This window comes from Mucilaginibacter sp. Bleaf8 (assembly GCF_018390515.1).
Taxonomy (GTDB): domain Bacteria; phylum Bacteroidota; class Bacteroidia; order Sphingobacteriales; family Sphingobacteriaceae; genus Mucilaginibacter.
Genome location: NZ_JAHBBK010000005.1, coordinates 54,732 through 72,241 on the forward strand (window position 1 = coordinate 54,732; position 17,510 = coordinate 72,241).

Consider the following 17,510-nt stretch of genomic DNA (forward strand, 5'->3'; position numbering starts at 1 on the left):
CACAAAAATCAGCCCTTTAAATGGCTACTGGCAATAGTAAAACGGTTTAACACAGATTTTGCGTAACTTTGCCTGCCATATCCGCAATATGTTATCTAAAAAAACCAAATATGCTATCAAAGCTCTGGTAATACTGGGAAAAAACGCCAGTAAGCCACCTATGCAAATTTCAAAAATTGCTGAGGAAGAGCGCATACCTAAAAAGTTTTTGGAACAGATACTACTTGATCTGCGTAATGCAGGTTTTTTATACAGCAAAAAAGGTGCAGGTGGCGGCTATAGTTTAAGCAAAGATCCGAAAGATATTTACCTAGTTAGTATTATGCGTATTACTGATGGCCCTATAGCTATGGTACCCTGCGCCAGCCTTAACTTTTACCGTAAATGCGACGAGTGCCACCAGGAAACTACCTGCGGCATACGCGATGTGTTTGTACAGGTACGTGATGCAACGCTTAAAATTCTTACTGAAACTAGCATTGCCGACATCATTGCACGCGAAAGCAACCTGATCGATAATCTTTAATTTTTATTAACTCAAATAAGGCTCAAGCCCTTTTTTGAAACAAATACTACTATTTCTGTATAGTATGTATATATTTGGATTATGGAAATGATAACAGTTACACCCAGCACCTGCGGCAATGCTGCCATGCGTTGCCCTATGTGGCATGTGGAATAGCTGTGAGTAGGTTATAAATTCAAGAGCCTCTGCAGCGCCACTGTCAGGGGCTTTTTTTAAATTTATTATGCAAAATATTAAAGAACCACGCATAACATTGGTAGGTGCAGGTCCGGGTGATGCCGAACTGATTACCCTGAAAGGCATTAAAGCCTTGCAAGCTGCTGATGTGGTATTATATGATGCTTTAGCTAATGAGGAGCTGCTGGACTTTGCTCCTGCACACGCTGTTAAAGTATATGTAGGCAAACGTTCCGGCGATCACTCCTACTCCCAGCAGGCTGTTAACCAGCTGATGGTTGATTACGCGCTTAACTACGGCCACGTGGTACGCCTTAAAGGCGGCGACCCATTTGTGTTTGGCCGCGGCTATGAGGAGCTGGATCATGCAGCAGCCTACAGTATACCTACTACGGTAATACCGGGTATATCCAGCTCTATTGCCGTACCGGGCTTACAGCAAATTCCCGTAACCCATCGCGGCATGAGTGAAAGCTTTTGGGTAGTAACCGGTACCACAGCCGATGGCCGCATATCTGACGATTTACGCGAAGCTACACACAGCAATGCTACCGTAGTGGTACTGATGGGCTTGCAAAAGCTAACGGAAATTACCGAACTGTTTAAAGCCGCAGGTAAGCACCGTTTACCCGCAGCAATTATTCAGAGCGGCTCAACCGATAAAGAAAAAGTGGTAGTTGGCGTGGTGGAAACGTTGGTTGAACTGGCCGAAGAGCACCAAATCAAAGCACCAGCTCTGATGATATTCGGACAGGTAGTGTCGCTGCATCCGCAGTTCCAGCCAATTCAGGAGTTTTATAATATTATCTCACAAGAATAAAAACCGTGCTGAACCCTACATCACATACACCTGCACCTATTGCGGTACCTGCCGAAGCGGCACCCGCACGTAAACGCAGTTTTAAGTGGCTGGTATGGGGAGCCCTCATGACGTTTCTAATTGTTGGCAGCGCTGCTTTGTGGTACAACGAACCGGGTTTCAGAAACTATGTACAAAACGTCCCCAACGAATTTTATTGGTTTTTAGGTGCCGGCTTCGTATTTGCCATGATAGATGGAGCGGTGGGCATGTCATACGGGGTTACGTCAACTACTTTTTCATTAAGTATGGGCATACCACCGGCATCAGCCAGTATGGGTGTGCACCTTTCCGAAATTTTTAGCTGCGGCATTGCCGGCTGGATGCATTACCGCATGGGCAATATCAACTGGAAGTTATTTAAGCTGTTGCTCATCCCGGGCATTATAGGTGCCGTTACAGGCGCGTACCTACTATCATCGTTAGAGCATTATAGCATGTATACCAAGCCCGTGGTATCGGTTTATACATTGATACTGGGCATTGTAATATTCAAGAAAGCATTTAACAAAAAGCCAAAAAAATCTGCTGATAAAATAAAGCGTATACCAATGCTGGGTTTAGGTGGCGGTTTTATTGATGCGGTAGGCGGCGGTGGCTGGGGCTCTATCGTGCTGTCTTCATTAATTGCAGGCGGGCGCCATCCAAGGTTTTCATTAGGTACGGTAAAGTTGTCACGCTTTTTTGTAGCCATGATGGGCTCGCTTACCTTTATGTCAATGCTCAACAGTGCGCACTGGCCCGCTATTATTGGCCTTATCATAGGCAGTGCACTGGCATCGCCTATTGCAGCCCGTATATCCAATAAAATTTCCACCAAAATCATCATGACCTCTGTTGGCATCATTGTGATACTGGTGAGCCTAAAAAGCATTTACAGCTTTATAGACAAAGTTTTTTAACACATGAACAGTAAGATCATTCAAGATATAAAACAAGAAATTACAGGCATGGCGCCGGGCAGTGCATTAGGCTGGCTGGCCGATGCTTTTCCGGGCCAAATCGTATTTTCGACCAGCTTCGGCTGGGAAGACCAGGTGATTACACACATGATCTTCAGCCAAAATCTACCTATTAAAGTTTTTACGCTCGAAACCGGCCGCATTTTCCCGGAAACCTACTATGTTTGGAACCGTACCATGGAAATATACGGGCAGCCTATTCATGCTTACTATCCGCAAGCCGAGATGGTGCAGGAGATGGTGAATGCAAAAGGCCCCAACAGCTTTTATGAATCGGTAGAAAACCGGAAAGAATGCTGTGGTATACGCAAAATTGAGCCTTTAAAAAGAGCGCTGAATGGCAATAAATGCTGGGTTACGGGCATCCGTGCCGAGCAGTCGGCCAACCGCCAGTCAATGGAAAATTTGGAATGGGATGAAGCAAACCAGCTTATAAAGTTCCACCCTATCTATAACTGGTCGCTCGAGGAAGTTAAGAATTACATCAAAAACAATAATATACCCTACAATACCCTGCACGACCGTGGCTTTCCGAGCATTGGCTGTGCCCCCTGCACCCGCGCCGTACAGCCGGGCGAAGATTTCAGGGCCGGCCGCTGGTGGTGGGAAGATCAATCCAAAAAAGAGTGCGGGTTACATGCGGTTAAATAATTGAAGTATAACATGAGTAAACATCAGCTGGATTACCTGGATGAGCTGGAGGCAGAAGCCATACATATTTTGCGCGAGGTAGCCGGGCAGTTTGAACGCCCCGCCCTGTTGTTTTCGGGCGGTAAAGATTCGATAACCCTGGTGCGTTTGGCCGAGAAAGCTTTTCGCCCCGGCAAATTTCCTTTTCCGTTAGTACATATTGATACCGGACATAATTTTCCGGAAACAATTCAATACCGTGATGAGATGGTTGCCCGCCTGGGCGAAAAGCTGATTATAGGCCACGTACAGGATTCGATTGACCAAGGCAAGGTGGTAGAGCAAAAGGGCAAAAATGCCAGCCGTAATGCGTTGCAAACCGTTACCCTTTTGGATACCATTGCCCATTATGAGTTTGATGCCTGCATAGGCGGTGCACGCCGCGATGAGGAAAAAGCCCGTGCCAAAGAACGTATATTTTCGGTACGCGATGAATTTGGCCAATGGGACCCCAAACGCCAGCGCCCCGAGCTATGGAACATCTATAACGGTAAAATTCATAAAGGCGAAAACGTGCGTGTGTTCCCCATTAGTAACTGGACCGAGCTGGATGTATGGAACTACATCCGCCGCGAAAACATTGCCCTGCCATCCATCTACTTTGCGCACCAGCGCGATGTAATTACCCGCAACGGCCAGCTTATGGCTGCCGCCGATTTTCTAAATATGGACGAGGAGGATGTGATAGAACGCCGCACCGTGCGTTTCCGTACCGTGGGCGATATGACCTGTACTGCTGCCGTAGCATCCGAAGCGTTTGAGATTGACGATATTATTGATGAAATAAGCACCTCCAAAATAAGCGAACGTGGCGCCCGTATGGACGATAAAGTATCCGAAGCTGCCATGGAAGACCGCAAGAAAGGAGGCTACTTTTAATATGGAAATACTGAAATTTATTACCGCCGGCAGTGTGGACGATGGTAAAAGCACCCTGATTGGCCGCCTTTTATACGATAGCGATGCTATTTTGGCCGACCAGCTGGAGGCCCTGCACCGCTCCAACCGTAAGAACGATGACGGGTCTATCGACCTGGCCATCCTGACCGACGGCCTGAAGGCCGAGCGCGAGCAAGGCATTACGATAGACGTTGCCTACAAATATTTCCAGACCGATAAACGCAAGTTTATTATTGCCGATGCACCCGGACATATCCAATATACCCGTAATATGGTTACCGGTGCATCTAACTCCAACCTGGCTATCATTCTCATTGATGCACGTAAAGGCGTGGTAGAGCAAACCATTCGTCACTCCTTCCTGGTATCGTTACTGGGGTTACCGCAGGTAGTGGTTTGCATCAACAAAATGGATATGGTAGGTTACAGTGAAGATACTTTTAACCAGATTGTAACCGACTATCAGGTTTTAGCCGGCAAAGTAAACCTGGCAAACGTAACCTTTATACCGGTAAGTGCCTTAAAAGGTGATAACATTGTTCACAGTTCAGACAATATGGACTGGTACGGCGGCAAAAGCTTGTTAGATCATCTCGAAACGGTTGATATTACGGTTGATGATACGGCTGCCCACGCCCGTATGCCAGTGCAATGGGTAGTGCGCCCACAAACGGAAGAATTGCACGATTACCGCGGCTATGCCGGCCGAGTAGTGAGCGGCAGCTTTAAAGTAAACGATAAGGTGACAGTATTGCCATCAGGCTTTAGCTCAACCGTAACCAAAATTGAGCTGCTGGATAAGGAGTTTAACGAGGCCACTGCAGGCATGTCAGTAACCGTACACCTGCAGGATAACATTGACATTAGTCGTGGTGATATACTGGTAAGCAGCAACGGCAAGCCCGAAGTATCACAACTCATTGAGGCTGATTTATGCTGGATGGATACCCGTGCGCTGGATACCTCGCACACCTACTTTATACAGCACAACAGTAAGCTAACCCGTTGCCGCATACAAGAAGTACTGCACAAATTCAACATCAACACACTCGAAAAAGTATATGATGAAGAATTTAAGCTGAACGATATTGGCCGCATCATTATCAAAACGGCCGACCCGCTGGCATTTGACCTGTACCAAGACAATAAAGCCAACGGCGGCGCCATCATTATTGACAGCCGTACCAACGTAACCGTAGGTGCCCTGATGTTTAGGGCTGCGGTTGAATAGATATTATACATTTTGTATAATTGTTGAATCCCGATAGCGGGCCGGTTACCTAACCGCCCGCTATTTTAATTTTGCAACTATCCGGTAATGAAAACCGTTTGTTGTAAACAAAATGGTACCTGTCACTATTTTAACAGCATGCTTCCTTTACTTACTTCGGCACAAATACACGAGGCTGATGCTTACACCATAGCACACGAGCCTATTGCTTCTATTGATTTGATGGAACGCGCCTCCAAAGCGTTTGTTAACTGGTTTGTTAACCATTTTCCTGACAAAAGGCAGCCGATATCAGTTTATTGCGGCACCGGCAATAACGGAGGCGATGGCCTTGCTATTGCGCGTATGCTTAACGAGCATAGTTATCAACAGCTGAATGTTAAAATAGCACGGTTCTCAGACAAAAGCACCGATGACTTTAACACCAACCTGCAACGCCTGCAGCAAACCACTGTGCCGTTAACAGAACTGAATAAAGAAGAGAACTTCCCGCAAGAAGCCAGCACGATATTAATTGATGCCCTATTAGGCAGCGGCCTGAACAAACCTTTAAGCGGCGATTACGAGCGCCTGGTAAGCCAACTGAATCAGCTCAACAAAACCGTAGTTGCTGTTGACGTACCCACAGGCTTACCCGCTGAAGTACCAGTAGATAAAGAAGCAACTGTTTTAAGGGCTGATCTAGTAATTACTTTTCAGCAGCCGAAGCTTAACTTTTTATTGCCCGAGTCGGGCTCACACATTGCGTGCTGGGAGGCTGTTAACATAGGGCTACATCATACGTTCCTGCAATCGCTTAACTCCGCCTATCAGCTTATTGAAGAGAAAGACATCAAAGCCATATTAAAGCCGCGCCACAGGTTTAGCAACAAGGGTACTTTTGGCCATGCCCTGCTGGTGGCCGGTCAGGCACAAACGATGGGTGCAGCCCTGCTTTGCTCATCAGCCAGTGTATACGCAGGAGCCGGTTTAACGACGGCCTGTATTCCCGAAAGCGGACTGACGGCACTAAATAGTTACCAGCCCGAAGTAATGGCTATTGTAAGGCAGGGTAATGATTTACCGGATATAGATTATGAAAAATTTAATGCCATAGGTGCAGGCCCTGGCTTGGGTAAGGATGAGAATGCCTTAGCCCTGCTTACCGATATACTGGTAAACTACAACAAACCAATGGTTTTAGATGCTGACGCTTTAAACCTGTTGGCAACACATCATGAGTTACTGCGACAGTTGCCGGCAGGCAGTATTATCACCCCGCACATGAAAGAATTTGACCGCTTGTTTGGCGAGCACAGCAATTGGTGGGACCGGCTGCAAACCCTGCAGCAAAAAGCAAACGAGCTGAACATCTATATTGTATTGAAAAACGATTACACGATAACCGGCTCACCTGATGGTAAGCTGTATTTTAACTCAACCAGTAATGCGGCTATGGCATCGGGCGGTATGGGCGATATATTAACCGGTATTATTACAGCATTATTAGCACAAAATTATACACCGTTGGAAGCATGTTTGGCAGGGATTTACCTACACGGCAAAGCAGGAGATGAATTAGCTTTACCAAACAGATTAAATGTGGTATTGCCCGGACAAGTGGCCGCAGGCTTACCCATAACTATGGCAAAGTTACTGGCATAAAAAAACGGTTGCAAGTATTAGGCAACCGTTTATATATTAACTGACCTTATAAAGAACATAAATACTTGACGCGAGTAAGATGCTTTTTATTAGCTTGATGTTATGACCAATATAAGAAAAAATATTTTGCAACAATATCTTTACATATAATTTATACATGAATGTTAATATCCGCTATATATTGGATAATATCTGGCAAGTTTTGAAAACTGCAAGCACTACACCAGGGCACAATTTACGTAATATAACGGTGGCACATTATGCAGATAGCTATGTAAGCGCATATACCGTTGTTTTAAGAGCGGCTTCGGCTACTCGAAGCTCTATTGCATTTTTTACGGATTACCGCTCACCCAAAATCAAACATATCAAAGCTAATCCAAATATTACTGTATGTGGGTATGATACTGCCGAAAAAATACAACTGATATTACAGGGTAAAGCAAGCATTCATTTCCAGAATGATGTAGCAAAGCAGTATTGGAAAAAAGAAGGTCGCAAAAGCCGCCAGTCTTACATGGCAAAACCCGCTCCATCAACCGTTATAGCTCAGGAAAGTGATGGGCTGGATGATTTTAGAAATAAAAATTTTGATGAACAGGACACTGCCGGATATGAAAACTTTGCAGTAATTGAAATACAGTTACATCAACTGGAATATCTTCACCTAAGTCACGAGGGTAACCGCCGGGCACAGTTTACAATGCAGCCTGATGGTGATTGGCAAGGGAATTGGCTTATACCGTAACTGAGTTATAAAGCAGCAATTACCAGCGGTTCTGTTGTCGGTTTGGGGCTGCCACCTGTTGGCTCCAAGGTAATAGCAAAGGCCTGTGCCTCGCCGGTAGATTTCATCTCCATCATCTTGGTAGAATCGGCCTCGGCAGCGTCAAACACACCCAGGTCTACAGGTTTACCATTGGCTATTGCCCACAGCTGATACTGATGCCCTTTATCTGGCGCCGGTAAAGCTGCAGTAGCTACATCAAGCATCACTTTTTTACGCTGCGAACTCCAGGCAACCGTAACGTTGGCTTGCGGCATTTTAGCTGTGCCCTTTAACTTAACAAACCGAAAAGTAGTATCCCTAAAAACTGCTATCTCCTCGTCCATCTGGCTCACTTGCCGGGTAAACTTTTGGTTTTGCAGCTGGTAAGTTACTAATTGCTGCCGGGCATTTTGCAAGCGGTTTAATACCATCACTAATGCGCCGCCGCAAAGGCAAAGCAGCAATATGCTGGCCGCAAAGGCATATTTATAAAAGATACTGGTAGTAGCTGGTTTAATTGGGGCTACCCGCGCCTCGGGCTGGTTATATTTACCTTTGCTAAAGGTACGGTCATCACCAAGGTTGGTCATTAAACTGTTCAGGATGCGGTGGCGTAACTCATCTGCCGGCTCAATGTCATGCACATCAGCATACAAATGGGTGGCTTTTTCAATTTCATCCAGCTCAGCTTTGATTGCCGGATTTTTTAAGGCCAAAGCTTCTACCTCTGCTTTCTCTTCTGCGCTTAAATCACCCAGAACATAAAGCTCCAACACCCCCGATTCAATATATGCCTTAATATCTTCCACGCTCAATTAAAATGTCTCCTTAACTGCATGATAGCCATTCGCAACCGGGTTTTGATAGTACCTAACGGTATACCAAGCTCATCGGCTGCTTCTGTATGGGTGTAACCTTTAAAATATATTAAGTCAAGTATTGATTTTTGCTCAGGTTTAAGCGTTTCAACCAAATCTTTTACGCCCAGCAGTTCAGGCTTGTACTCTGTACTGTTATGCTTGTCAATATAACCTACGTTATTTTCAAGCTCCTGGTTTTTGTACTGATTTTTAAAATCTTTTGATCTTACCTTATCAATTGCCAGGTTGCGGGCGATGTTGAGCATCCAGGTAAACAGGCGGCCTTTTTCGGCACTGTAACTCGAGGCAGAGTTCCAGATTTTCACAAAAGCTTCCTGCAATACGTCTTCAGCCGTAGCCGTGTCGTTCACTATCCGGAAGATTACGCCATATAATGAAGCGGAATACATATCATATAAAGCTTCGGCCGCCACTTTTTCGCGGCGGCGCAAAGCCGATATCAATTCTTCTTCGGAAAGGGTGATTTTATGCTTTTTGGCCAAAACGCTGTAAATATATAGGGATAATATTATGTTACAACTTATAAATCAAATAAGTGTTTTTCAGCGTGGTAAGAAGAACGCACCAATGGCCCGCTTTCTACATATTTAAAGCCTTTGCTTAAACCTACTTCTTTATAATATTTAAACTGATCGGGGGTAATCCAATCCACTACAGGGTGGTGGTTACGGGTTGGCTGCAGGTACTGGCCTAACGTAAGGATATGAACGCCAGCATCCAGCAAATCGTCCATCGCCTGCAGTACATCTTCTTCATGCTCGCCCAGGCCCAGCATAATGCCCGACTTGGTACGCAAACCAGCTTCAGATATATGTTTCAAACACTCTAAACTGCGATCGTATTTAGCCTGAATACGTACCTCGCGGGTAAGGCGGCGTACGGTTTCCAGGTTATGTGATACCACTTCGGGCCGTACAGCCAATACACGAGCCAGGTTATCCCAATTACCCTTAAAGTCAGGCAATAAGGTTTCCAGGGTAGTTTCCGGGCTTTCGCGACGGATAGCATTGATTGTTTCGGCCCAGATGGTTGAGCCGCCGTCTTTCAGATCATCACGGTCAACCGAGGTAATAACGCAGTGCTTTACCTGCATTAGTTTCACCGAGGTAGCTACACGGTTAGGCTCATCCATATCAACTGCCAGCGGACGGCCGGTAGCTACAGCACAAAATGAGCATGAACGGGTACAGATATTACCCAAAATCATGAACGTAGCCGTACCAGCTCCCCAACACTCGCCCATGTTAGGGCAGTTACCACTTTCGCATATGGTATGCAGCTTATGGGTATCCACCAAACTGCGCACATGTGCATACTCTTTACCCACAGGAAGTTTTACCCTTAACCAGTCAGGCTTACGCTGTACCTGGTTGGCAGGAATTACCGGCAAATCTATCATAATACAAAAATAGTTTTTTTAGCAGCAGAACCAAGAGGCAAGCGCCCGGAGCTATCAGTTTTTACAATGAGGTGTACAATATAAAAGCGCCGGGGTGTTCCGGCGCTTTTATATTAATATTTTTTGCTGACGCTTTATGCAATCACTTCCAGCGTTTCGTCAACCGAAATACCGCCGTGTGACTGATCAAGGATACAATCGCCATCTTTTATGAGTAATAACTGCGGCGACTCATGATGTACCTTAAAATCCTGCGCTATCTGGTTGGATATCTCGCGGTGTTTAATTAAATCCAAGAAATATAAAGGCATATCTGCCGGTAATTTCTCCCAATCCAGCTCAAAACGGCGTTTAGCCATCATGCTGATAGAGCAACGTGTGCTGTGCTTAAATATTAAGCTATATCCTGATTTTTGTTTGATCTCGTTTAATTGATCGGCCGAATCAAGCGCTGTCCAGTTCATAGTAAATCAATAAAGTGTTATCTCAAAGGTACAGTTAAGTATTGAGATAGGTTTTGCTGGCTTTACAATATGACACTTTAATTAGCGTCCGCGGCGCGGATAAGAGCCGTAGGCCGGGCACAATTTGTTTGAACAGGATGCAAATGTGCTTAAAAATGCTGCTACTAATCCAATGTAAATAATTTTTTTCATGCTTTGATACTTATCGTTTTCAATTATTTTTCAATTGCATAGTCAAGTCAGCCATCTTGATTGCAGTAACAGCAGCTTCAACACCCTTGTTCCCATGCTTCCCTCCGGCCCTGTCTATTGCTTGTTGCTCATTATCAGTGGTTAACACACCAAAGATAACAGGTTTTTCGTATTTTAACGAAACATTACTAATTCCGTTTGCTACAGCCTGGCAAATAAAGTCGAAATGCCTTGTTTCGCCCTGAATTACACAGCCCAGGCATATTACGGCATCCAGTTCTTTATGTTTCAATAAAATATCAGCTCCTGATATTAATTCGTAGCTACCGGCTACGCTGTAGGTAAAAATATTATCAACCAGCGCACCATTATCAATCAGGCTTTGGTAAGCGCCTTCATACAAGGCACCGGTTATTTTAGCATTCCACTCTGCCACAACAATACCAAAGCGGTAAGGTGCAGCGCCGGGTATGGTTGTGTTCGAAAAATCAGATAGGTTTTTGAGTTGGGTAGCCATGGTAAAGGTTTGTATTAAAGTAAATATATTGTTCTTATAACGGCAAAAGCCAGCTTTTATAAGCTGGCTTCGGCACGTGCAATGTATTCGTCAATGTTTTGAGCTTCGGTACTTTCCGGATACTCAGTTTTTAATTTTTTATAAGTTTCGCTGGCCTCTTTGTTATTCTTTTCGGCCTCGTAAACCAAGCCTAACTTTTTCAGGTAAAAAGGTGATAAGAATTTGTTTTGTGCCTTATCAGCCGCTTTTTTGAAGTAAGTTTCGGCTTTATCATAATCTTTCAGTTCTACATAAGCGTCACCTGTGCTTCCCAGCGCTTCGGCAGCAATCATGCCGTCATCACTGCGGTAGTTGGTCAGGTTGTCAATCGCTTTGCGATATTCGCCTTTATTCAGGTAAGCGGTACCGGCATAGTAATAAGCCAGGTTTGCAGCCTTGGTGTTGCTGTAATCGGCAATGATTTTTTCAAAGCCAGGGTAGCTGCCATCGCCTTTTAAGGCTTTATCCCATTCTTTTTTAGACCATGATTCCTGCGCTACGTGCATTTGATCAGCAGCTTCAACTTCGCGGGGGGCCAGGTAAAGTTTCTGGTAAGCGATGTAGATAACAATAAGCGCAACAATAGCTGCAGCTATAAATAATAAGCTTTTTTGGTTCTCTCTTACAAATCCGCCTGATTGTCCATAATTCTTTGGTTGGGCCTCAGCTTTTGTATTCACCTCTGTCTTTGACATTTCTATGCTAAAATTAAGTGTGCAAAAATAAGCTTTTAAAAATGTTTTAACAATTGTAAAATTTTAAAATATTTCATCCCGCTTTTAAATTCACAATGTTAATAAAGGCACGTGCGTAAGTGCTAACTTTGACCCCGCCGTATGTATTTGCAACAGTTATCCATCATCAACTTTAAAAATTACAGTGAGGCCGAGCTGATTTTCAGCGACGGGGTGAATGCCTTTACAGGCAACAACGGGGCTGGCAAAACCAATTTGCTTGATGCCATTCATTACCTCTCGCTTTGTAAAAGCTACTTTAATACGGTGGATAGCCAGCAAATTAAACAGGGTACTGATTTTTTTATCATCAACGGCACTTTTGATAAAAACGACATCCCCGAAACGGTAGCCTGCTCGGTAAAACGCGCACAGAAAAAGATATTTAAACGCAATAAGAAAGACTACCAGCGCCTGGCCGATCATATTGGCCTGTTCCCCATAGTTATGGTATCGCCCTATGATGTAAGCATTATTATGGAGGGCAGCGAGGAAAGGCGCAAGTTTATTGACAACGTTATATCGCAAACCGATAACCATTATCTCGACGAGCTGATTACCTATAACAAGATACTCAGCAACCGCAACGCCCTGCTTAAAAGCATTGCAGAAACTGGTCGTTTTGATCCGGGGCTGCTGGAGGTGCTGGACGAGCAATTGATTGCATCGGGCAATGTAATTTTCGGAAAGCGGCGCAGCTTTATGGAGAGCTTTACCAGCATTTTTAGTAAATATTACCAGTTCATTACCGAAGATGCCGAGCAGGTACAACTGGTATATGAGTCGCAATTACTGCAACATAGCTTTGCCGAGCTGCTTACCAAAACCACCGAAAAGGACCGCATACTGGAACGTACCACCGCAGGTATACACCGCGACGATCTGCAGTTTAGCATACATGGTATGCCGCTTAAAAAGTTCGGCTCGCAGGGGCAGCAAAAATCTTTTTTGATAGCGCTCAAACTGGCTCAGTACAACTACCTGCAACAACAAAAAGGCTTTAAGCCCCTGCTGCTGCTGGATGATATTTTTGATAAGCTCGACGAGAAACGCATTACCAAACTCATGCAAATGGTATCTGCCCATGAGTTTGGGCAAGTATTTATAACGGATGCCAGCACCAACCGCGTGCGAACCATATTTAACCAGATACAGGTAGACGTAAAACTATTTAAAGTGGAAAACGGAGAAGTGATAGCGTAAGCCAGCCGGATGCTTTAAAAAACTTGATACTTGATACTACTAAAATAAAAAAGAACCATGCGCAAGCCGAACGACAAGACGATGAAAGAAGCGATAGACCAGATGTTAAGCGTTTATAAAATTAAACGCCGGTTTGATGAAACTGCGGTAGTAGCTGCATGGCCCGATATTGTAGGGAAACCGGTGGCTAACCGCACCAGCGAATTATTTATCAGCAACAAAAAGATGTTTTTACGCATTGAATCGTCTATTGTTAAAAACGAGCTGGTGATGATGCGCTCACAAATTATTGAAAAGATTAACGCCGAGGCCGGCGATAAGTTAATCGAAGAAATTATTTTCCTTTAGCCGCCCGCAACTCGCGCAGGGCGCTCAGGTGGTGGGGCCTTGCAAAAAGATCATCGTAAATAACAGCATACAGTACAATCATAAAGCCGGGAATATAAAAGGCAAACTGTACTTCGGGATGATATTTTACCAGGTAATAGCTGCCTGCCAAAAACAATACAACAGTTACAGAATAAATCAGGTACTTCACGGTCGCTTTCATAAAAACAAAGATAAATACTTTGAAATGAAAGCTTTGCAAGCTAAAGCATTTTCGCGTTAAAAAGCCCTGATTATCAACCCAAGAGCAAAAAACGCTTATCTAAAAAGCAATTACCCGGAGCAATGGATGCATCCGGGTAATTAACTACTTTATTAAGAATTAGAATTTCTCGAAAGCTGTGAAGAAGAAGCTGCCTTCGATAGCTGCATTCTCATCAGAATCTGAACCGTGAACCGCGTTAGCATCAATTGATTGTGCAAACAGGTTACGGATGGTGCCCGGCTCAGCTTTAGCTGGGTCAGTAGCGCCAATCAGGGTACGGAAATCCGCAACGGCGTTGTCTTTTTCTAAAATAGCTGCCACGATAGGGCCTGACGACATGAATTTAACCAGGTCAGCATAAAAAGGACGTTCTTTATGCACTGCATAAAATTCGCCTGCTTTTTCAGGGCTCAGGAAAGTGTATTTCATGGCCTTGATCTTGAACCCGCCTTTAATGATGTGGTCAAGTATAGCACCGATGTGGCCGTTGGCAACAGCATCAGGCTTAATCATGGTAAAAGTTTTGTTGGTTTCCATTATTGCTTTAAAATTGCCGCAAATTTAAGTTTTGTTACTGAAACTTAAAGCCTTTTACATAAATAACATCATTTGCTTTTCAGTAATTATATTAAATTTGCCACTTCTGTTTTATTGTGAATGTTAGATATAACCGCGCTTAGCCAGCTTTTAAACCAGCCCCGCAAAATAGTTATCACCACGCATCATAAGCCCGATGGCGATGCAATGGGATCATCATTAGGTTTGTACAATTACCTGATACAACTGGGCCACCATGCCCAGGTAATTGCCCCTACCGATTATCCGGAGTTTTTAGCCTGGATGCCCGGCAACTCCGAGGTAATGATCTATACAGAGCAAACCGCGGCGGCGGCAGCATTGATAGCCGAGGCCGAAATAATTTTTTGCCTGGACTTTAATCACCTGAGCCGCATTAACGAAATGGGCGAACTGGTAGGCCAAAGCAGCGCCGTAAAGGTGATGATTGACCACCACCTGGAACCGCAGGATTTTGATGATTACCGGTATTGGAACATTAATGCCTGCGCTACTGCACAGCTGGTATACAGCTTTATTGCTACGGAGCTGAAACGCCCTGATTTGATCAATGCGGATGTGGCAACCTGTCTGTACACCGGTATCATGACCGACTCGGCATCTTTCCGTTTACCAAACACCACATCGGCCGTGCACCGCATTGTAGCCGATTTGATTGACGCCGGCGCTGTGAACTGGCGTATACATGAACTGGTTTACAACAATTCGTCTGAAACCCGTTTGCGCTTTTTAGGCCACTGCCTGAGCCAAAAACTGGAAGTACTGCCTGAGTATAATACAGCTATTATTACCGTTACCGAACAAGAGTTAAAGGAATACGATGTAATAACCGGCGATACGGAAGGTATTGTAAATTATGCTTTATCCATAAGCGGCATACGCCTGGCCGGCTTTTTTGTGTCGCGCCCCGGCCGCGTAAAACTTTCGCTACGTTCAAAAGGCGAGTTTCCGGCCAACGATATTTGTAAAAAGTATTTCAATGGCGGCGGTCACCGTAATGCAGCGGGCGGCCACTCAGATGCTACGTTAGAACAAGTAGTTGAACAATTTAAAAACATATTACCCGAATACAAAACACTATTAATACAATAAAAATGAAAAAAAACTTAATGTTTTTAGCGGTTGCAGCTATTGGCCTGGCCAGTTGCAACAGTGGCTTAAAAAAGGGCGAAGGCGGGATGCTGTACAGTATCCACGAGGATAAAGACGGCCCGACAATCAAAGAAGGCGACTTTGTAGCCGTTAACCTGATCGCTAAAAACGATGCCGACTCCGTATTGCTTAACACTTACGATTCCGGACAGCCAAGCCCAAGCCTGGTACCTAAACCACAGTATAAAGGCGATATCTTTACCGCTTTGGGCTTATTGAGCGAAGGCGACAGCGCTACCATCAAATTAAACGCCGATACTATGTTTAAAGCAATGGGCCAAAAACCGCCGGGCTTTAAAGGCAAATACGTGATTTATGAAATCAAAGTAGCTAAAGTGATCTCAAAAGGCAAACTGAAAGACGAGATTTTCAAAGACCGTATCTCTCAGTACTTCAAAACTGAAGGTGATAAATTGAAAAATGCTGAGCCAGGCAAAATCAGCAAATACGTTGCTGATAAAGATTTGAAAGTAAGCAAAACTGCTTCCGGCTTAATGTATCAGATTACCAAACAAGGCTCAGGCCCTAAAATTATGCAAGGTGACACTGCTGTAATTAACTACACCGGCCAGTTACTAACCGGTAAAGTGTTTGACAGCAGCATTAAAGAAGTAGCACAGAAAAACAAAATTTTCAACCCAATGCGCCCTTACCAGGCTATCCACATCCCGGTTGGTGTAGGTGCCGTTATTCCGGGATGGGATGAAGGTGTGCAATTACTGAACAAAGGCTCTAAAGCAACTTTGGTTATCCCATCAAAATTAGGTTATGGCGAGCGCGGTATGCAACCAATTGGTCCATACTCACCTTTAGCATTTGAAATTGAGTTGGTTGATATCATTCACCCAAATCCTAACGCACCAAAACCTGCCATGCCGCAAATGCTGGATGCTCCACGGGCTCAGGCTGCACCTCAACAATAATAATTTCAGGGCCTTGAGCATAACAGCACAAGGCCCTTTTTATATCTATCCCACTTATAATGAATAAACTGATTACTTGTATCGGTTTGCTTACTGCCTTAGCGTTTACTGCCCAGGCACAAACAGACTTTGTACAAACCCCTAAAGGAGCCCGTTATCGTGTAATAACTCACGGCAACGGCCCCAAAATTAAGCTCGACGATATTGTTACTTTTCAGTTCACGGTAAAAACCGATAAAGATTCGGTACTGGAAAGTTCTTACCAGGCTGGTCGCCCGGCGCAGGCGCAGGTACGCGCATCGCAAAATGCTGCCGACCTGATGGAGGTTTTTCCGCAACTGAATGTGAACGACAGCGTGCTGGTGCGCGTACCATCTGACAGTCTTTTTGCCGGCCACGATGATCGCCGTCCGCCGTTTTTCCCAAAAGGCAGCTTTTTGAATTTTACGCTGAAGGTTGAAAAAGTTCAATCAATGAACGAGGCCATGGCCGAAAGAAACGCCGCCATGGAAAAAGTTCGCGCCGCCGAAGCCACTACGGCCGCTAAGTACATTGCTGATAATAAGTTAACACCAAAAATTACTGCATCGGGCTTAAAGTATGTGGTTACACAAGCCTCTGCTGCCCGCAAACCCTTAGCCGGCGATACGGTGCTGGTAAATTATACAGGCAAGCTATTGAACGGCAAAGTGTTCGACAGCAGTGTTGAATCCGTAGCTAAAGCATCGGGCTTGGCGCAACCGGGCCGTACTTATGAGCCTATTTCGGTAGCGGTAGGCAAAGGTCAGGTAATACCAGGCTGGGATGAAGGCTTGCTGTTATTGAACGAAGGATCAAAAGCGACTTTCATTATACCATCTGCCCTGGCCTACGGTCAGCGCGGTACGCCGGATGGTACTATTCCGCCATTCAGTACCCTGGTTTTTGATGTGGAACTGGTAAAAGTAAAGCCAGCCTTGCACAAAGCCGTTCCTTTTGCCAAACCAGCCGTAAAAAAACGGGCTACAGGCGGCAAAACAGTTAAAAAGAAAGTCACCCGTAAATAAAATTGCAAAAAGCCTTCTGTAACCCACAGAAGGC

21 protein-coding genes are annotated in these 17,510 nt (G+C 44.8%); 13 read left to right on the top strand and 8 right to left on the bottom strand.

Annotated features, from left to right (window positions below; translation table 11 throughout):
• Window positions 1-88: 88 nt before the first annotated feature.
• The 8 genes from KHS38_RS19060 (at window position 89) to KHS38_RS19095 (ending at window position 7,737) form a co-directional block, all read left to right on the top strand.
• Window positions 89-526, top strand: a complete 438-nt coding sequence (locus KHS38_RS19060) for an RrF2 family transcriptional regulator (RefSeq protein WP_213490153.1) — start codon at window positions 89-91, stop codon at window positions 524-526.
• A 223-nt stretch (window positions 527-749) separates the two neighbouring features.
• Window positions 750-1,523 carry a uroporphyrinogen-III C-methyltransferase gene (gene cobA, locus KHS38_RS19065; protein WP_213490154.1) on the top strand — a complete coding sequence of 258 codons (774 nt, stop codon included), beginning with the start codon at window positions 750-752 and terminating at the stop codon, window positions 1,521-1,523.
• Between the two features lie 5 nt (window positions 1,524-1,528).
• Window positions 1,529-2,464, top strand: a complete 936-nt coding sequence (locus tag KHS38_RS19070) for a sulfite exporter TauE/SafE family protein (protein ID WP_349627941.1) — start codon at window positions 1,529-1,531, stop codon at window positions 2,462-2,464.
• Window positions 2,465-2,467: 3 nt separating this feature from the next.
• Window positions 2,468-3,175 (top strand): phosphoadenylyl-sulfate reductase, encoded by a 708-nt coding sequence (locus tag KHS38_RS19075; protein WP_213490155.1) that lies wholly within the window; start codon window positions 2,468-2,470, stop codon window positions 3,173-3,175.
• Window positions 3,176-3,187: 12 nt separating this feature from the next.
• A complete protein-coding gene (gene cysD / locus KHS38_RS19080; protein ID WP_213490156.1) occupies window positions 3,188-4,093 on the top strand; it encodes a sulfate adenylyltransferase subunit CysD in 906 nt (301 codons plus the stop codon).
• 1 nt (window position 4,094) lies between these two features.
• Window positions 4,095-5,345: a sulfate adenylyltransferase subunit 1 gene (locus tag KHS38_RS19085; RefSeq protein WP_213490157.1), complete on the top strand. Its 1,251-nt coding sequence runs from the start codon at window positions 4,095-4,097 to the stop codon at window positions 5,343-5,345.
• 138 nt (window positions 5,346-5,483) lie between these two features.
• Window positions 5,484-6,989: an NAD(P)H-hydrate dehydratase gene (locus KHS38_RS19090; protein ID WP_213490158.1), complete on the top strand. Its 1,506-nt coding sequence runs from the start codon at window positions 5,484-5,486 to the stop codon at window positions 6,987-6,989.
• A gap of 157 nt (window positions 6,990-7,146) precedes the next feature.
• Window positions 7,147-7,737 carry a pyridoxamine 5'-phosphate oxidase family protein gene (locus tag KHS38_RS19095; RefSeq protein WP_213490159.1) on the top strand — a complete coding sequence of 197 codons (591 nt, stop codon included), beginning with the start codon at window positions 7,147-7,149 and terminating at the stop codon, window positions 7,735-7,737.
• Between the two features lie 5 nt (window positions 7,738-7,742).
• Here the strand turns inward: KHS38_RS19095 and KHS38_RS19100 are convergent, their stop codons facing one another.
• The 6 genes from KHS38_RS19100 to KHS38_RS19125 form a co-directional block, all read right to left on the bottom strand.
• Window positions 7,743-8,567 (bottom strand): anti-sigma factor, encoded by an 825-nt coding sequence (locus tag KHS38_RS19100; RefSeq protein ID WP_213490160.1) that lies wholly within the window; start codon window positions 8,565-8,567, stop codon window positions 7,743-7,745.
• A 2-nt stretch (window positions 8,568-8,569) separates the two neighbouring features.
• The gene (locus KHS38_RS19105; protein WP_213490161.1) at window positions 8,570-9,121 is read right to left on the bottom strand and encodes an RNA polymerase sigma factor; all 552 of its coding nucleotides are present in this window, start codon (window positions 9,119-9,121) and stop codon (window positions 8,570-8,572) included.
• A 38-nt stretch (window positions 9,122-9,159) separates the two neighbouring features.
• A complete protein-coding gene (lipA, locus tag KHS38_RS19110) occupies window positions 9,160-10,038 on the bottom strand; it encodes a lipoyl synthase (protein WP_213490162.1) in 879 nt (292 codons plus the stop codon).
• 134 nt (window positions 10,039-10,172) lie between these two features.
• Window positions 10,173-10,502 (bottom strand): bacillithiol system redox-active protein YtxJ, encoded by a 330-nt coding sequence (gene ytxJ / locus KHS38_RS19115; protein WP_213490163.1) that lies wholly within the window; start codon window positions 10,500-10,502, stop codon window positions 10,173-10,175.
• A 211-nt stretch (window positions 10,503-10,713) separates the two neighbouring features.
• Complete coding sequence (gene ribH, locus KHS38_RS19120; RefSeq protein ID WP_213490164.1) at window positions 10,714-11,211, bottom strand: 6,7-dimethyl-8-ribityllumazine synthase; 498 nt, start codon at window positions 11,209-11,211, stop codon at window positions 10,714-10,716.
• A gap of 56 nt (window positions 11,212-11,267) precedes the next feature.
• Window positions 11,268-11,945 (bottom strand): tetratricopeptide repeat protein, encoded by a 678-nt coding sequence (locus KHS38_RS19125; RefSeq protein WP_213490165.1) that lies wholly within the window; start codon window positions 11,943-11,945, stop codon window positions 11,268-11,270.
• Window positions 11,946-12,086: 141 nt separating this feature from the next.
• On the opposite strand from KHS38_RS19125, the gene recF reads away from it, so the two are divergent.
• Both recF and KHS38_RS19135 read left to right on the top strand, forming a co-directional pair.
• Window positions 12,087-13,187 carry a DNA replication/repair protein RecF gene (gene recF, locus KHS38_RS19130; RefSeq protein WP_213490166.1) on the top strand — a complete coding sequence of 367 codons (1,101 nt, stop codon included), beginning with the start codon at window positions 12,087-12,089 and terminating at the stop codon, window positions 13,185-13,187.
• Between the two features lie 57 nt (window positions 13,188-13,244).
• Window positions 13,245-13,535, top strand: a complete 291-nt coding sequence (locus KHS38_RS19135; RefSeq protein ID WP_213490167.1) for a DciA family protein — start codon at window positions 13,245-13,247, stop codon at window positions 13,533-13,535.
• On the opposite strand, the gene KHS38_RS19140 is transcribed toward KHS38_RS19135, so the two are convergent.
• Entirely contained in the window at window positions 13,522-13,737 is a 216-nt protein-coding gene (locus tag KHS38_RS19140; RefSeq protein WP_213490168.1) for a hypothetical protein, read from the bottom strand. The genes KHS38_RS19135 and KHS38_RS19140 overlap by 14 nt on opposite strands.
• Before the next feature lie 159 nt (window positions 13,738-13,896).
• Window positions 13,897-14,316, bottom strand: a complete 420-nt coding sequence (locus KHS38_RS19145) for a nucleoside-diphosphate kinase (protein WP_213490169.1) — start codon at window positions 14,314-14,316, stop codon at window positions 13,897-13,899.
• Between the two features lie 120 nt (window positions 14,317-14,436).
• Between KHS38_RS19145 and KHS38_RS19150 the strand changes: the two genes are divergently transcribed.
• The 3 genes from KHS38_RS19150 to KHS38_RS19160 are packed head-to-tail and all read left to right on the top strand — an operon-like array spanning window position 14,437 to window position 17,476.
• Complete coding sequence (locus tag KHS38_RS19150; RefSeq protein WP_213490170.1) at window positions 14,437-15,447, top strand: DHH family phosphoesterase; 1,011 nt, start codon at window positions 14,437-14,439, stop codon at window positions 15,445-15,447.
• 2 nt (window positions 15,448-15,449) lie between these two features.
• Window positions 15,450-16,430, top strand: a complete 981-nt coding sequence (locus KHS38_RS19155; RefSeq protein WP_213490171.1) for an FKBP-type peptidyl-prolyl cis-trans isomerase — start codon at window positions 15,450-15,452, stop codon at window positions 16,428-16,430.
• Window positions 16,431-16,489: 59 nt separating this feature from the next.
• Entirely contained in the window at window positions 16,490-17,476 is a 987-nt protein-coding gene (locus KHS38_RS19160; RefSeq protein WP_213490172.1) for an FKBP-type peptidyl-prolyl cis-trans isomerase, read from the top strand.
• Window positions 17,477-17,510: the final 34 nt, after the last annotated feature.

Bases quoted from the DNA above. Each gene is read 5' to 3' on its own strand.
- cysD (WP_213490156.1), top strand. From the start codon at position 3,188: ATGAGTAAACATCAGCTGGATTACCTGGATGAGCTGGAGGCAGAAGCC.
- KHS38_RS19090 (WP_213490158.1), top strand. From the start codon at position 5,484: ATGCTTCCTTTACTTACTTCGGCACAAATACACGAGGCTGATGCTTAC.
- KHS38_RS19155 (WP_213490171.1), top strand. From the start codon at position 15,450: ATGAAAAAAAACTTAATGTTTTTAGCGGTTGCAGCTATTGGCCTGGCC.
- ytxJ (WP_213490163.1), bottom strand. From the start codon at position 10,502: ATGAACTGGACAGCGCTTGATTCGGCCGATCAATTAAACGAGATCAAA.
- KHS38_RS19150 (WP_213490170.1), top strand. From the start codon at position 14,437: ATGTTAGATATAACCGCGCTTAGCCAGCTTTTAAACCAGCCCCGCAAA.
- KHS38_RS19075 (WP_213490155.1), top strand. From the start codon at position 2,468: ATGAACAGTAAGATCATTCAAGATATAAAACAAGAAATTACAGGCATG.
- ribH (WP_213490164.1), bottom strand. From the start codon at position 11,211: ATGGCTACCCAACTCAAAAACCTATCTGATTTTTCGAACACAACCATA.
- KHS38_RS19125 (WP_213490165.1), bottom strand. From the start codon at position 11,945: ATGTCAAAGACAGAGGTGAATACAAAAGCTGAGGCCCAACCAAAGAAT.
- KHS38_RS19140 (WP_213490168.1), bottom strand. From the start codon at position 13,737: ATGAAAGCGACCGTGAAGTACCTGATTTATTCTGTAACTGTTGTATTG.
- KHS38_RS19160 (WP_213490172.1), top strand. From the start codon at position 16,490: ATGAATAAACTGATTACTTGTATCGGTTTGCTTACTGCCTTAGCGTTT.
- KHS38_RS19135 (WP_213490167.1), top strand. From the start codon at position 13,245: ATGCGCAAGCCGAACGACAAGACGATGAAAGAAGCGATAGACCAGATG.
- KHS38_RS19085 (WP_213490157.1), top strand. From the start codon at position 4,095: ATGGAAATACTGAAATTTATTACCGCCGGCAGTGTGGACGATGGTAAA.
- KHS38_RS19060 (WP_213490153.1), top strand. From the start codon at position 89: ATGTTATCTAAAAAAACCAAATATGCTATCAAAGCTCTGGTAATACTG.
- lipA (WP_213490162.1), bottom strand. From the start codon at position 10,038: ATGATAGATTTGCCGGTAATTCCTGCCAACCAGGTACAGCGTAAGCCT.
- KHS38_RS19095 (WP_213490159.1), top strand. From the start codon at position 7,147: ATGAATGTTAATATCCGCTATATATTGGATAATATCTGGCAAGTTTTG.
- KHS38_RS19145 (WP_213490169.1), bottom strand. From the start codon at position 14,316: ATGGAAACCAACAAAACTTTTACCATGATTAAGCCTGATGCTGTTGCC.
- recF (WP_213490166.1), top strand. From the start codon at position 12,087: ATGTATTTGCAACAGTTATCCATCATCAACTTTAAAAATTACAGTGAG.
- cobA (WP_213490154.1), top strand. From the start codon at position 750: ATGCAAAATATTAAAGAACCACGCATAACATTGGTAGGTGCAGGTCCG.